Raw genomic sequence first — 14,047 nt, forward strand, 5'->3', positions numbered from 1 at the left:
TCTAGTAAAACATCGACCGCGCTTCTTCGAGATCCGCACAGCGTTCCTTGTCGTTCGGGTCGATGCCCAGCTTCTGGAACGCCGGCACCTTGGATACGTCGACCCTGCCGAGGGGATGGTCGCTGTCCTTGTAGCAATACAGCGCAGCGACCTGCACCAGGTCGACATAATCAAGCTGTCGGGATTCCCGGGCGAAATCCAGGTACAGGCCCGGCAGTTTCACCAGCCTCTCCGGAAACTCCCAGACGCTGAGCAACTTGTCCCCCAGCACCGGGTGAATCGTTTCGATGACATGGTTGAGGCTGACCGGGTCTGACAGCAGCTCATTATGGTCTTCGGCGTAGGTGAGGATCGGCAGCACGCCGATCTGGTGCACCAGCCCGCCCAGGGCGGCCTGATCGGGCTTGAGCTGTGTATAAGTCCTACACAACGCATAGCTGACGCCGGCGATCTCCAGGCTTTTGCGCCAGACGTCGCGCATCTTCTGTTCCACCACCTCGGAGCGGGCGTGGAAGATCTGCTCCATGACCAGGCCGATGGCCAGGTTACTGCTGTAATTGACGCCCAGCCGGGTAATGGCCGTGTGCAGGTCGGTGACTTCCTGAGTGGCGCGCAGCAATGGGCTGTTGACCACTTTTATCAGGCGCGCTGAAAGCGCCGTGTCGCGGCCGATCACCTTGCTCAGGTTGCTGACGCTGATTTCCGGGTCTTCGGCGGCCCGGCGAATCTGCAGGGCCACTTCCGGCAATGTCGGCAGAACCAAGTCATCGTTATCGATGGCTTCTACCAAATCCCGTTGGACCTTATCCGCCAAATCGCTCATTTCGATTCTCTAGGTATTGCGACAAATGCTGCGATCAGTGCTGGATTTCGCGGTCGCGGTCCAGTTCGTAAGGCAGGTCCAGCAATTTCAGTATCGGGCCTTCCGGCGTGCCGAGGTGCACGTTGCCTTCTTCTGCTGCTTCGGCCTGCAACACTGCCAGCAGTTCAATGTTTCGCTCGGCTTGCGCTGCAATCACCACCTCGCCGATGGCACTGCCATGGGCGGGGGAAAACAATGCGGTGCCGGGCTCCGGCAGTTCGCTGGCATCCAGTTGCAGGCGATACAGGCGACGCTTGAGTTTGCCCAGGTATTGCATGCGGGCCACGATTTCCTGGCCGGTGTAGCAGCCTTTCTTGAAACTCACGCCGCCGACCGCCTGCAGGTTGAGCATCTGCGGGATGAACAGCTCGCGCGTGGCCGGCATGACCTGGCCGATGCCTGCGCGGATCTGGCCCAGCAGCCACGGGTTCAGGTCCGCCTCGGCCAAGGTCGTGCCCAGGCGGATTTTCAACGCGTCGGCCTGTTCGGCCGGGGCCCACAGCTCGACTCGGCCGGGGGACACGCGGATGGCGATCAGGGCCTCGTTGCGCGCCACGCTGTCGATCTCGGCCGGCAGCGCCAGGCCCAGTTCAGTCAGCGCCGCGTCGGCGTTCTCCAGGCCGAAGCGAACCCAGGCTGCACTTTCGTCGGTGAGCCTGGATTTGGAGAACACAGCGTATTTCTTCAGGTCCGCCAATTGCGGCTCGAGCAATTCGGTGGCCATTGCCATCAGCACGCCATCGCCTTCGAGCAGGATCCGAAAGCTCGATTGCATCCGGCCCTTCTGGGTACAACGGGCGCCGAGGCTGGCACGGCTGTCGCTCAGGTAGTTGAGGTTGCAGGTCAATTGGCCCTGCAGGAATTTGCCGGCGTCCACGCCGCGAACCGCGAGAATGCCTTCGTGAGACAGGGTGCAGAAAAAAGCGGAATCAGCCATGAGTCATCGCAGGGTAAAAAGTCTGGTGGACATCATAAGGGCGCGCCCTTGAAATGGGTAGTTCACAAAGGATCGATGGCGACCGACCAAAGCCGTCTGTATCGCCGCAGCCGTGCCTGTATACTTGCGCTCTATTTGAGGAGCGCTCCATGGTCGAAGATGTAGAACTGAATCGCCTCTACTGGCACAGCCGCCGCGGCATGCTTGAGCTTGATGTACTGCTGGTGCCATTCGTGAAAGAGGTCTATCCCCACCTTGATGAAGTGGACCGTGCCTGTTACGTCCGCTTGCTCGAGTGCGAAGACCAGGACATGTTCGGCTGGTTCATGGAGCGCAGCGAATCCGAAGATCCGGAACTGCAACGCATGGTCCGGATGATCCTGGACCGTGTCCAGCCCAAGTAACCGCTTCGAATGCCGCTGGCAGGCCTCCGGGCAACTGCTGGCGGCCTATCTGCTGGCCCAGGCACTCGCGCTGGGCTCGTTGCTCCTGATGTCTGCCCCGTTCGGGTTCGCAGTGCTTGGCGTTGTGCTGTGCTTGGCCCACGGTGCCTGGACGATACCTCGACAGTTGTTGCTGACTCATCCCCAGGCGTTCTGCGGATTGCGCCGGGACGTTGATGGCTGGCAGCTCTGGAACAAGGCCAATGGTTGGCAGGCGGTGCAGTTGCGCCCCGACAGCCTGGCACTGCCGATGATCGTGATACTACGCTTTCGCTTGAAAGGTGAGGGGCGGATCCGCTCGCAGTGCGTGCCCCGCGACGCGCTGGCGCCGGATGTCCATCGGCGCCTGCGGGTGCGGCTCAGGTTCAGTCGGCGTAGGTGGGCGGCACCAGGATAGTGTCCAGTGCCTCGGGCAGCAGGTTCGGATAATCGAGAGTGTAATGCAGCCCCCGGCTTTCCTTGCGCTCCATGGCCGAGCGAATCATCAGCTCGGCCACCTGGGCCAGGTTGCGCAGTTCGATCAGGTCACGGCTGACCTTATAGTTGCTGTAGAACTCATCGATCTCATCCAGCAGCAGGCGCACCCGATGCTGGGCCCTTTGCAGGCGCTTGTTGGTACGCACGATACCCACGTAGTCCCACATGAACCGCCGTAGTTCGTCCCAGTTGTGGGCAATGATCACATCTTCGTCCGAGTCGGTAACCTGGCTGGCGTCCCACGACGGCAGGCCGGCCGGAATGGCAATCTGCGGCAACTGCTCGAGGATGTCCGCCGCGGCCGAGCGGGCATAGACGAAGCATTCCAGGAGCGAGTTGCTGGCCATGCGGTTGGCACCATGAAGGCCCGTGAAGCTGGTTTCGCCGATGGCATACAGGCCCGCTACGTCGGTGCGGCCGTGCTGGTCGACCATCACGCCGCCGCAGGTGTAATGCGCCGCCGGCACCACCGGGATCGGTTGTTGGGTGATGTCGATGGAAAATTCCAGGCAGCGCTCGTACACCGTCGGGAAATGGCTTTTGATGAACGCCTCGGGTTTATGGCTGATGTCCAGGTAAACGCAGTCGATGCCCAGGCGTTTCATTTCATGGTCGATGGCCCGGGCGACGATGTCCCGCGGGGCCAGCTCTGCGCGCGGGTCGAAGCGTTGCATGAAGCGTTCGCCATTGGGCAGCTTCAGGTGCGCGCCTTCGCCACGCAGGGCTTCGGTGACCAGGAAACTCTTCGCCAGCGGGTGATAAAGGCAGGTCGGGTGGAACTGATTGAATTCCAGGTTCGCTACCCGGCAACCCGAGCGCCAGGCCATGGCGATGCCGTCACCGCAGGCGCCGTCGGGGTTGCTGGTGTACAGATAGACCTTGGCTGCGCCACCTGACGCCAGGATCACGAAGCGTGCGCCATAGGTGTCGACTTCGCCGGTGCCGCGATTGAGCACGTAGGCCCCCAGACAGCGATCGCCGTCCAGGCCCAGGCGTTTTTCGGTGATCAGGTCGACGGCGACTCGCTGTTCCAGCAGCTCGATGTTCGGTCGCTGCTGTGCCTGGGCCAGCAGGGTCTTGAAAATCGCTGCCCCGGTGGCATCGGCTGCATGAATGATGCGCCGATGGCTGTGGCCGCCCTCACGGGTCAGGTGGAATTCAAATCCGCCGTCCTCGGTGCCGGATTGCTCGTCGCGGGTAAAAGGCACGCCCTGGTCGATCAGCCACTGGATGGCCTCGCGGCTATGCTCGACGGTGAAGCGCACGGCGTCAGGATTGCACAGCCCCCCGCCGGCGTTGAGGGTGTCGTCGACATGGGACTCGATGGTGTCGGTGTCATCCAGCACAGCGGCGACGCCGCCCTGTGCCCAGAATGTCGAGCCGTTGGCCAGGTCGCCTTTGCTCAGTACTGCGATGCGCAGGTGCTCCGGCAACGTCAGTGCAAGGCTCAATCCGGCGGCACCGCTGCCGATTACCAGAACATCATGTTGGAACTGTTGGCTCATTCGATAGGTTTCCGCTCAAGGCGACCCGGGTCGGGGTTGGCGCGAGACATCCGCTGCAGCGGGTCAGGCAGCCACGCAGCCCACTAGTATATAGAGGGGTGGAACGGCACAATAGCCGGGCATTCATGGCAATGTGAAACCAGCGTGACAGAAAAGCGACGCGCTTCGTCGGATCAAGATTTTCGCTGACGGGCGACAAGACCGCGTTTTCGAGGATGAAACGTGGTTTATCTCGTCACGGTTGCTCAATGTCTGCCTTGAATGGCTATAAATGGCGGGAACTTTTGCCAAGCGCCTACGTTCAATAGACGGTTGTCTGCAAAAGGGAACAGCGTCGGGTTGGTGCAGGACTTCGATTCGAGTCCTTGCCGGCAGGCCCGGTGACAGATTATTCGCGCAGCCGGGGAATCTCGTGCTGCGTTTTTCGTGCGTGCCGGGATCAGAGCACGCCGGAAACTTGCTTGAAAGGGGGAGAACTTTTGCGAAAAGCCCGAGTCTATGTTTGCAAGCCCGGTCAATTAGTCATGCAAGCCTCCTTCGAGCTTATCGAGGAGTGTTCATGCTAACCCAGGAAGAGGATCAGCAGCTGGTCGAACGTGTTCAGCGCGGCGACAAGCGAGCTTTCGATCTGCTAGTGCTGAAATACCAGCACAAAATTCTCGGGTTGATCGTGCGGTTCGTGCACGACACCCATGAAGCCCAGGATGTCGCCCAGGAAGCCTTCATCAAGGCCTACCGCGCACTTGGTAATTTTCGCGGGGATAGCGCGTTTTATACGTGGCTTTACCGCATCGCCATTAACACGGCGAAAAACTATCTGGTTTCACGCGGCCGCCGGCCGCCGGATAGCGATGTAAGTTCCGAAGATGCAGAGTTCTACGACGGCGATCACGGCCTCAAGGATCTCGAATCACCGGAGCGAGCGTTGCTGCGGGATGAGATCGAAGGCACCGTCCATCGAACCATCCAGCAACTGCCTGAAGATTTGCGTACGGCGTTAACTTTACGTGAATTCGACGGTCTGAGTTACGAGGACATTGCCAGCGTCATGCAATGTCCGGTAGGCACCGTGCGCTCCCGGATCTTCCGCGCCCGGGAGGCCATCGATAAAGCCCTGCAGCCGTTGTTGCAGGAAAACTAGAGACAGCGGCGACAGCCAAGAGAGGAACGCCATGAGTCGTGAAGCCCTGCAGGAATCGCTGTCCGCAGTGATGGATAACGAAGCGGACGAACTGGAATTACGTCGGGTATTGAATGCCTTTGACGATATTGAAACCCGTGAGACCTGGGCTCGTTACCAGATTGCCCGGGCCGTCATGCACAAGGACCTGCTGCTTCCGCGCCTGGATATCGCTGCGGCTGTTTCTGCTGCATTGGCTGACGAAGCTGTACCGGCAAAAGTTTCCCGCAGTCCATGGCGTAACCTGGGTCGTCTGGCAGTTGCCGCCTCGGTGACCGTCGCCGTTCTGGCCGGTGTACGCCTGTACAACCAAGATGAAATCGCCGGTGTGCAGATGGCGCAGCAGACCAACCAGCCAAGCCTGGTTGCTCCTCAGGTCAAGGGCCCAGCGGTATTGGCCGGTTACAGCGAAAGCTCGGAAGCCGCCGGTCCCATGGTCAACGGTGTTCTGCAGGGTCAGCCAGGCTGGCACGACCAGCGCCTGCCCAACTACCTGCGTCAGCATGCCCAACAGGCTGCCCTGAAAGGGACTGAAAGCGCATTGCCTTACGCCCGTGCAGCCAGTCTGGAAAACCGTTAAGGACAACCCTTGCGCGCCATACCTCTATTCACGCTGCTGCTGGGTGGCTGGTGTGCTGTCCCAGCCTACGCCGATGAGGCTCAGGACTGGTTGAATCGTTTGGGCCAGGCCGAGCAACAGCAAAGCTTCCAAGGCACTTTCGTTTACGAGCGCAACGGTAGTTTTTCTACCCATAACATCTGGCATCGTGTCCAGGATGGCAAAGTACGCGAGCGGTTGCTCCAGCAGGATGGCTCGGCACAGGAAGTCGTGCGCATTGATGGACATACTCAATGCGTCAGCGGCTCCCTGATCTCAGGGCTTGGCAACACCGAGGGCACGGCCCGTGCACTCGATCCGCAAAAACTCAAGAATTGGTACGACCTTGCCGTCATCGGCAAGTCGCGTGTGGCCGGGCGACCGGCTGTCATCGTTTCCCTGACACCCAGGGACCAGCATCGCTACGGCTTCGAGCTGCATCTGGACAAGGAAACCGGCCTGCCGCTCAAATCCCTGCTGCTCAACGACAAGGGGCAGTTGCTCGAGCGGTTCCAGTTCACTCGCCTGAACATTGCCGAGCCGGCGGACAGCGACCTGCAAGCCAGTACCGAATGCAAGGCAGTCGTCCAGGACGCCGGCAAGGCCGCTGTGGTGAAAACCAGCTGGCATTCCGATTGGCTCCCCCCGGCTTCGAGTTGACCAACAGCGCCGTGCGCAAGGATCCGGAGACCAACGTCCAGGTCAGCAGCCTGATGTACGACGATGGCCTGGCCCGTTTCTCGGTGTTCCTGGAGCCCCTGAACGGCGCGACCGTCACCGACACGCGCACCCAGCTCGGCCCTACGGCAGCCGTCTCTCGTCGCCTCACGACGCCCCAGGGCGAAATGATGGTGACCGTGGTCGGCGAAATCCCTATTGGTACGGCTGAGCGGATCGCGCTGTCCATGCGTTCCGACGCCACGGCAACACAGTAATATGCTGGCGCGGTGGTTCGGTCTTGATCGAAATGCCGAAACTTCCTGTCAGCATTTTCATTTGCAAAACTTCAAGTTTTTTTCTATTAGGTCAGAGCCGCTCGGCTCTGGCCTTGCCTGTTTTTCCGGAACGATAATACCGACGTGTCTTTCCACTGGTATTCCTTGTTCCATATCGCTTAACCCTGCTCGTCGTAACGGGAGCCGTATGTCGATACCAAGCTTGAAAACCTGTTTCTCCATCCTTGCCACCGTGCTGGTGCTCGGCCAGGCCGTTCCCGCCCTGGCGGACAGCTTGCCTGACTTCACTCAGTTGGTCGAAAACGCCTCGCCTGCGGTGGTGAACATCAGTACCACCCAGAAGCTGCCGGATCGCCGCGTCTCGGACCAGCAGATGCCGGATCTGGAGGGGTTGCCCCCCATGCTGCGCGAGTTCTTCGAACGCGGCATGCCGCAGCAACCGCGTTCGCCTGGCGGCGGTCGCCAGCGTGAAGCGCAATCCCTGGGCTCGGGTTTCATCATCTCGCCCGATGGCTACATCCTGACCAATAACCACGTAATCGCCGATGCCGACGAAATCCTGGTACGTCTGTCTGATCGCAGTGAGTTGAAGGCCAAGCTGATCGGTACCGACCCGCGTTCCGACGTGGCGCTGTTGAAAATCGACGGCAAGGACCTGCCGGTGCTCAAGCTCGGCAAGTCCCAGGACCTGAAGGCCGGTCAATGGGTTGTCGCTATTGGTTCGCCGTTCGGCTTCGACCACACCGTGACCCAGGGCATCGTCAGTGCGATCGGTCGCAGCCTGCCGAACGAAAACTACGTTCCGTTCATCCAGACCGACGTGCCGATCAACCCGGGTAACTCCGGTGGCCCATTGTTCAACCTGTCCGGTGAGGTGGTGGGCATCAACTCCCAGATCTACACCCGTTCGGGCGGTTTCATGGGCGTGTCCTTCGCGATTCCGATCGATGTGGCCATGGACGTATCCAACCAGTTGAAAAGCGAAGGCAAGGTCAGTCGCGGCTGGTTGGGGGTGGTCATCCAGGAGGTGAACAAGGATCTGGCCGAATCGTTCGGGCTGGAGAAACCAGCCGGTGCGCTGGTGGCGCAGATCCAGGAAGGTGGTCCGGCTGCCAAGGGTGGCCTGCAGGTTGGTGATGTGATTCTGAAGCTCAATGACCAGCCGATCATCATGTCCGCGGACCTGCCACACTTGGTGGGCGCGCTCAAGGCCGGTGCCAAGGCCAACCTGGAAGTGATTCGCGAGGGTAAGCGCAAGAACGTCGAGCTGACGGTCGGTGCCATTCCTGAAGAGGGCGCGGAGCTGGAATCGCAACCCAAGTCCGGCGTCGAGCGCAGCAGCAATCGCCTGGGTGTGGCGGTGGTCGAGCTGACGGCCGAGCAGAAGAAAGCCCTGGAACTGCAGGGTGGCGTGGTGATCAAGGAAGTGCAGGACGGTCCTGCTGCCCTGATCGGCCTGCAACCCGGCGACATCATCACGCACCTGAACAACCAGGCCATCGGCTCCACCAAGGAGTTCACCGATATCGCCAAGGCCCTGCCGAAGAATCGCTCGGTCTCGATGCGCGTTCTGCGTCAGGGACGTGCGAGCTTCATCACCTTCAAGCTGGCCGAATGACCGGTTAGTGGCTCAATGAAAAAACCGCCTCGGGAGAGGCGGTTTTTTTGTGCCTGGTGAAAGGACAGCCATTGGCGAATATATAGCCCCTGTGGGAGCGAGCCTGCTCGCGATAGCGGTGGGTCAGTCGAAAGAGATGTCGGATGTGCTTCCGTCATCGCGAGCAGGCCCGCTCCCACAGGGAAAGTGCCTGGCCGCGAATCCCTGTCTCACCCTCAACCCATCATGTCCTTGACCATGCGCTCCTGCTCCATGAGTTCCCGCTGCCGGGCATCGATACGTGACGACAGCGGGAAGTTGGTGCCGGCGCGGCGCTTGGCGAAGTCCAGTTGCTGGATGGCCTGGCGGTAATCACCCACCAGGGCGAAGTACTCGGCCCGGGCCTGGTGCAAGCCGATGATGTTGCCCGACAGCCCACGGGTCTCGGCCACCAGGTACCAGACATCCGGATCGTTCGGGCGGGTTTTGAGCAGCGCTTCCAGGGCCTTCTCGGCATCGGCGGCACGGTTCTGCTTGAGCAACAGGTCGACGCGCACCTGATTGAGTGGGTAATTGCCCGGGTATTGGGTCAGCATCCGGTCTACGCGAGATTGAGCGTCGGCCAGCTTGTTGCTGGTGATGTCCAGATCGACCTGGGCCAGGTTGTAGATGATTTCGTTGGGGGACTTGGCCAGCAGCGGCGCGAGGTTCTCCCGGGCTTCATTCAACTGGCCGCCCTTGATCTGCGCAATTGCCAGGCCATAGCGGGCGACGTCGTTCTTGGGGTTTTCATCCAGTTGTGCCCGGAAGCGCTTGGCGCCCAGGCCCGGGGTTTCCTCGTAGGTCAACTGGACGCGTGCGCGGATCAGTTGATAGCGCATGCTGTCCTCGATGCCCCCCGGCTTGGCCTGTTCGGCGCGGTTGCGGGTGTCGGCGATCCGGGACTCGGTGACCGGGTGAGTCAGCAGGAACTCCGGTGGCCTGGCATCGAAGCGGTACTGGCGCATCAGCCGTTCGAACATGGTCGGCATGGAGCGTGGATCGTAGCCGGCCTTTTCCAGGTTCTGGATACCGATGCGGTCGGCTTCCTGTTCATTCTGGCGCGAAAAACGCCGTTGTTCCTGGATGGCGGCCGCCTGGGTCCCGGCAATGGCCGCGATCCCGGCATCACCACCGCCGGCAGCGGCGATCACGATACCGGTCAGCAGCGCGGCCATCATCGGTACCTGCATGCGCTGCTGGGCTTCGACGCCGCGGGCGAAGTGGCGTTGCGACAGGTGAGCCAGTTCGTGGGCCATCACCGAGGCGTATTCGCCTTCGGTCTGGGCGTTGAGAAACAGACCGCCGTTGACCCCGACGATCCCGCCGGGTGCGGCGAAGGCGTTGAGCTGCGGGCTGTTGATCAGGATGAACTCCAGGCGCCGGTCGTTGACCTGGCTGGTTTCCACCAGTTTGTACACGCTGCTCTCGACGTAATCCTTGAGCTGTGGATCATTGAGCTGTGTGACCTGACTGCGCAGCAGGGCCAGCCAGGCGCGCCCCAGCTGGTGTTCCTGCTCCGGCGAGACAATGGCAGAACTGGCATCGCCAAGTGACGGCAGGTCGTCGGCGAAGCCTGGTGAGGCGAGCAGGCAAGCGAGCGTCAGCAGGGTGGGGCGCAGAAATGTCATGCACGGGGGCCTTAGTCGACAAAGACCCTACTGTAGCCGGACACCGGGCCCGGGACCAGATATTCTAGGCCGCTCTACGACCCGCTGCGGAGTGAACCGATGACCGATGCTGTAGCCCACGATGCCGAACTGGACGCCAGCGGCCTGAACTGTCCGTTGCCATTGCTCAAGGCCAAGCTTGTGCTCAACAGCCTGGCCAGTGGCGCCGTGCTCAAGGTCATCGCCACGGACGCGGGCTCCCAGCGTGATTTCCGCACCTTCGCCCGGTTGGCCGGTCATACGCTGCTGCATGAGGAAGACGACAATGGCGTCTTCCGTTATTGGCTGAAAAAAGCCTGAATAACCGATGGTGTTGCTTAAGGATTTTTAATGTTCAAAGTGTTACGCGACTGGATCCAGCGCTACTTCTCCGACGAAGAAGCGGTGGTCCTGGCAGTGCTGCTGTTCTTGGGGTTCGCGGCAGTCCTCACCTTGGGCGGTATGCTGGCACCGGTGTTGGCGGGGATGGTGCTGGCGTACCTGATGCAAGGCTTGGTCACCACGCTGGAGCGCCTGCGGCTGCCGGGCAGCGTCGCGGTGGCGCTGGTGTTCGCCCTGTTCATGGGGCTGTTGGTGGTGTTCATCGTGATGATCGTGCCGCTGCTCTGGCACCAGTTGGTGACGCTGTTCAACGAATTGCCGGGCATGCTCGCCAAGTGGCAGTCCCTGTTGTTGCTGCTGCCTGAGCGCTATCCGCACCTGGTGTCGGACGAGCAGGTGCTCCAGACCATCGAAGTGGTGCGCGGCCAGATCGGCAAGTTCGGCCAGTGGGCGCTGACGTTTTCGTTGTCGAGCCTGCCGCTGCTCGTGAACATCATGATTTACCTGGTGCTGGTGCCGATCCTGGTGTTTTTCTTTCTCAAGGATCGGGAAATGATCGGCCGTTGGGTCCGTGGCTACCTGCCCCGTGAGCGGGCGCTGATCACCCGGGTGGCCCAGGAGATGAATCGCCAGATTGCCAATTACATTCGCGGAAAGGTCATCGAGGTTTTCATCTGCGGCGGCGTGACCTACATCGGCTTCGTGGCTCTTGGGCTCAATTACGCCGCATTGCTGGCGCTGCTGGTGGGGGTTTCGGTGGTGGTGCCTTATGTCGGCACGGTGGTGGTGACCGTGCCGGTGGCCTTGATTGCGCTGTTCCAGTGGGGCTGGAGCGATCAGTTCATTTACCTGATGGCGGTCTACGGCATCATCCAGACGCTGGACGGCAACGTGCTGGTGCCGCTGCTGTTCTCCGAAGCGGTGAACCTGCATCCGGTGGCGATCATCTGCGCGGTGCTGTTGTTTGGCGGGTTGTGGGGGTTCTGGGGGGTGTTCTTTGCGATTCCCCTGGCGACGCTGTTCAAGGCTGTGCTGGATGCGTGGCCGAGCAAGGAGCCGGTTGTCGCGCCGCTGCTCTAGCTGATTTATCGGGTGGGGCTGATGGCTTCATCGCGAGCGGGCTCGCTCCCACAGGGATTTGTTAACGCCGAAAATCCAGTGTGGGAGCGAGCCTGCTCGCGATGGGGCCCGACTAGCAATAAAAAGTCTCAGATCTTGTCGAGCGCCTGAGCCGCCGCCAGCACCGCATCCACATGCCCGGGCACTTTCACCCCACGCCATTCCTGGCGCAGCACGCCGTTCTTGTCGATCAGGAACGTGCTGCGATCCACGCCCAGGTATTCCTTGCCATAGAGCTTTTTCAGCTTGATCACATCGAACAACTGGCAGACGGCTTCGTCCTTGTCGCTGATCAGCTCGAACGGAAACTCCTGCTTGCACTTGAAGTTTTCGTGGGACTTGAGGCTGTCCCGGGAGACGCCGAACACTTCGGTGTTGGCCGCCTGGAATTGTGCGTACTGGTCACGAAAGCCCTGGCCTTCGGTGGTGCAGCCTGGGGTGCTGTCCTTCGGATAGAAGTAGATCACCACCTGCTTGCCTTTCAAGGCCGCGAGGCTGACAGTCTGCCCGCTGGTGGCGGGTGCCTGGAAATCGGTAACCGGCTGGTCGATGGCAACGGCCATGAGCGCTTCCTTACATTGGGTTTTGTGGGCGCCACGGTTCGATCAGTGCGTCCAGGTTCATCGCGTCGGCGAAGTCCAGGAACTGATCGCGCAGCCAACTGATCTGGGTGCCGGCCGGCAGGGTCACGGTGAATGTGGCGTTGAGCATGGTGCCGCCGGTCTGCGGCGCCTGGTAGGTGTCGCAGGTGAGGTTTTCCAGCTCGACGTGGTGGTCCATGAAGAACTGGCACAGCTCGTTGATGATGTCCGGGCGGTAGGCCGAGCTCACATAGGCCACGTAGGGCAGGGCCTGTGGACGGTTTTCCAGCGCGGCGCTGCGCACCACATTGACGGTGAAGGTGTGTTTCTTGGCCAGCACCGGCAGGCTGCCTTCCAGGCGGGCCAGGGCGTCCCAGCTGCCGGAAACCTCAAGCACGAGCGCACTGCATTCGCCGTGGCGGGTCAGGCGTGAGGTCACGACGGCGCAGCGGTTCTCATGGCTGGCGCGGCACAGGACGTTGGTCAGCTCCATGGGGTTGGCGCCAAGGGCACTGATGACAAGGAATTGTTCGCGGACTGTGGGGGTGGACATGCAGCATTCCTAAAGCGATGAGCGGTCGATACCTACGCCATCCTGCACGGCGCCGGCCTGCGAAAACGAACGACTCAAGCCCTGTGCCTGGGGTTGCCCGGCATTCCGCAACAGAGGGGAAATACGCCGGGACAAACACAGGATCGGGGCTTGTGGCGACGAAAACGGAGGCTGGGAACCGGCCTGTGAGCGTGTCGGTACCGATCAAAGTCTGAAGGGTAGCGAAAACCATCGCCAAGGGGAATGGGAGTTCGCTTGTACAAGCATCTTGGCGCCAGTACCATTACGGCTCTCTTTTTCCGGCAGGAGCGGTTTCATGATTGCGGGCAGTATGGTGGCACTGGTCACACCCATGGATGCACAAGGGCGTCTTGACTGGGCCAGCCTCAGCAAACTCGTGGACTTCCACCTTGAAAACGGCACCCATGCCATTGTCGCCGTCGGTACCACCGGCGAGTCGGCGACTCTCGATGTCAACGAACACATCGAAGTCATCCGTGCCGTGGTCAAGCAGGTCAACGGCCGCATTCCGGTCATCGCCGGTACTGGCGCCAACTCGACCCGCGAAGCCGTCGAGCTGACCCGCAACGCCAAGGAAGCCGGTGCCGACGCCTGCCTGCTCGTTGTGCCTTACTACAACCGGCCGACCCAGGAAGGCTTGTACCAGCACTTCAAACACATCGCCGAAGCGGTCGACATCCCGCAGATCCTCTATAACGTTCCCGGCCGCACCTCCTGCGACATGCAGGCCGAGACCGTGATCCGCCTGTCCACCGTCCCGAACATCATCGGCATCAAGGAAGCCACCGGCGACCTGAAGCGCGCCAAGGCCATCCTTGATGGCGTGAGCAAGGACTTCATCGTGATGTCTGGTGACGATCCGACGGCGGTCGAGCTGATCCTGATGGGCGGCAAGGGCAATATCTCCGTCACCGCCAACGTCGCGCCGCGGGAAATGGCCGACCTGTGCGAGGCCGCGCTCAAGGGCGACGCCGAGACCGCACGGGCCATCAACGAAAAACTGATGCCGCTGCACAAGGACCTGTTCATCGAAGCCAACCCGATCCCGGTGAAGTGGGCGCTGGTGGAAATGGGCCTGATGCACGAAGGCATCCGTCTGCCGCTCACCTGGCTGAGCAACGCCTGTCACGAACCGCTGCGGCAGGCCATGCGCCAGTCCGGCGTCCTGGTTTAATTGAGGAAGTACAC

14 protein-coding genes and 1 pseudogene are annotated in these 14,047 nt (G+C 61.0%); 9 read left to right on the forward strand and 6 right to left on the reverse strand.

The window, feature by feature from the left end; all coding sequences use genetic code 11:
• Position 1 precedes the first annotated feature (1 nt).
• Together LOY67_RS06905 and LOY67_RS06910 are read right to left on the reverse strand one after the other, a co-directional pair.
• Positions 2-823, reverse strand: coding sequence for an HDOD domain-containing protein (locus tag LOY67_RS06905; RefSeq protein WP_265066518.1), 822 nt, complete (start codon positions 821-823; stop codon positions 2-4).
• A 34-nt stretch (positions 824-857) separates the two neighbouring features.
• Positions 858-1,799, reverse strand: a complete 942-nt coding sequence (locus LOY67_RS06910) for a YgfZ/GcvT domain-containing protein (protein WP_265066519.1) — start codon at positions 1,797-1,799, stop codon at positions 858-860.
• Positions 1,800-1,948: 149 nt separating this feature from the next.
• Between LOY67_RS06910 and LOY67_RS06915 the strand changes: the two genes are divergently transcribed.
• On the forward strand, positions 1,949-2,203 hold the full coding sequence (locus LOY67_RS06915; RefSeq protein ID WP_039593311.1) for a succinate dehydrogenase assembly factor 2: 255 nt from the start codon (positions 1,949-1,951) through the stop codon (positions 2,201-2,203).
• Positions 2,187-2,639 (forward strand): protein YgfX, encoded by a 453-nt coding sequence (locus tag LOY67_RS06920; protein WP_265066520.1) that lies wholly within the window; start codon positions 2,187-2,189, stop codon positions 2,637-2,639. Before LOY67_RS06915 ends, LOY67_RS06920 begins: the two co-directional genes overlap by 17 nt.
• On the opposite strand, the gene nadB is transcribed toward LOY67_RS06920, so the two are convergent.
• A complete protein-coding gene (gene nadB, locus LOY67_RS06925) occupies positions 2,608-4,224 on the reverse strand; it encodes an L-aspartate oxidase (protein ID WP_265066521.1) in 1,617 nt (538 codons plus the stop codon). The two genes, LOY67_RS06920 and nadB, sit on opposite strands and share 32 nt — an antisense overlap.
• 559 nt (positions 4,225-4,783) lie before the next feature.
• On the opposite strand from nadB, the gene rpoE reads away from it, so the two are divergent.
• From rpoE to LOY67_RS06945, 4 genes and pseudogenes are all read left to right on the forward strand, one after another.
• Positions 4,784-5,365, forward strand: coding sequence for an RNA polymerase sigma factor RpoE (gene rpoE, locus LOY67_RS06930; RefSeq protein WP_003172477.1), 582 nt, complete (start codon positions 4,784-4,786; stop codon positions 5,363-5,365).
• Positions 5,366-5,396: 31 nt separating this feature from the next.
• Positions 5,397-5,984: a sigma-E factor negative regulatory protein gene (locus LOY67_RS06935; RefSeq protein WP_265066522.1), complete on the forward strand. Its 588-nt coding sequence runs from the start codon at positions 5,397-5,399 to the stop codon at positions 5,982-5,984.
• A 9-nt stretch (positions 5,985-5,993) separates the two neighbouring features.
• Positions 5,994-6,937 (forward strand): annotated as a pseudogene (locus LOY67_RS06940) (MucB/RseB C-terminal domain-containing protein).
• Between the two features lie 214 nt (positions 6,938-7,151).
• Complete coding sequence (locus LOY67_RS06945; protein ID WP_413776201.1) at positions 7,152-8,576, forward strand: DegQ family serine endoprotease; 1,425 nt, start codon at positions 7,152-7,154, stop codon at positions 8,574-8,576.
• A gap of 215 nt (positions 8,577-8,791) precedes the next feature.
• Here LOY67_RS06945 and LOY67_RS06950 read toward each other — a convergent pair whose 3' ends face one another.
• Positions 8,792-10,225 (reverse strand): M48 family metalloprotease, encoded by a 1,434-nt coding sequence (locus tag LOY67_RS06950; protein ID WP_265066524.1) that lies wholly within the window; start codon positions 10,223-10,225, stop codon positions 8,792-8,794.
• A 99-nt stretch (positions 10,226-10,324) separates the two neighbouring features.
• On the opposite strand from LOY67_RS06950, the gene LOY67_RS06955 reads away from it, so the two are divergent.
• Both LOY67_RS06955 and LOY67_RS06960 read left to right on the forward strand, forming a co-directional pair.
• On the forward strand, positions 10,325-10,564 hold the full coding sequence (locus tag LOY67_RS06955; RefSeq protein WP_265066525.1) for a sulfurtransferase TusA family protein: 240 nt from the start codon (positions 10,325-10,327) through the stop codon (positions 10,562-10,564).
• A gap of 30 nt (positions 10,565-10,594) precedes the next feature.
• Positions 10,595-11,665, forward strand: a complete 1,071-nt coding sequence (locus LOY67_RS06960; RefSeq protein ID WP_265066526.1) for an AI-2E family transporter — start codon at positions 10,595-10,597, stop codon at positions 11,663-11,665.
• A 128-nt stretch (positions 11,666-11,793) separates the two neighbouring features.
• Here the strand turns inward: LOY67_RS06960 and LOY67_RS06965 are convergent, their stop codons facing one another.
• Positions 11,794-12,267: a peroxiredoxin gene (locus LOY67_RS06965; RefSeq protein WP_265066527.1), complete on the reverse strand. Its 474-nt coding sequence runs from the start codon at positions 12,265-12,267 to the stop codon at positions 11,794-11,796.
• Positions 12,268-12,277: 10 nt separating this feature from the next.
• Positions 12,278-12,838, reverse strand: coding sequence for a glycine cleavage system protein R (locus LOY67_RS06970; protein ID WP_041020812.1), 561 nt, complete (start codon positions 12,836-12,838; stop codon positions 12,278-12,280).
• Positions 12,839-13,154: 316 nt separating this feature from the next.
• Between LOY67_RS06970 and dapA the strand changes: the two genes are divergently transcribed.
• The gene (gene dapA / locus LOY67_RS06975; protein WP_041020811.1) at positions 13,155-14,033 is read left to right on the forward strand and encodes a 4-hydroxy-tetrahydrodipicolinate synthase; all 879 of its coding nucleotides are present in this window, start codon (positions 13,155-13,157) and stop codon (positions 14,031-14,033) included.
• Positions 14,034-14,047: the final 14 nt, after the last annotated feature.

The sequence above is a fragment of the Pseudomonas sp. B21-056 genome, assembly GCF_026016325.1.
In the GTDB taxonomy this organism is placed as follows: domain Bacteria; phylum Pseudomonadota; class Gammaproteobacteria; order Pseudomonadales; family Pseudomonadaceae; genus Aquipseudomonas.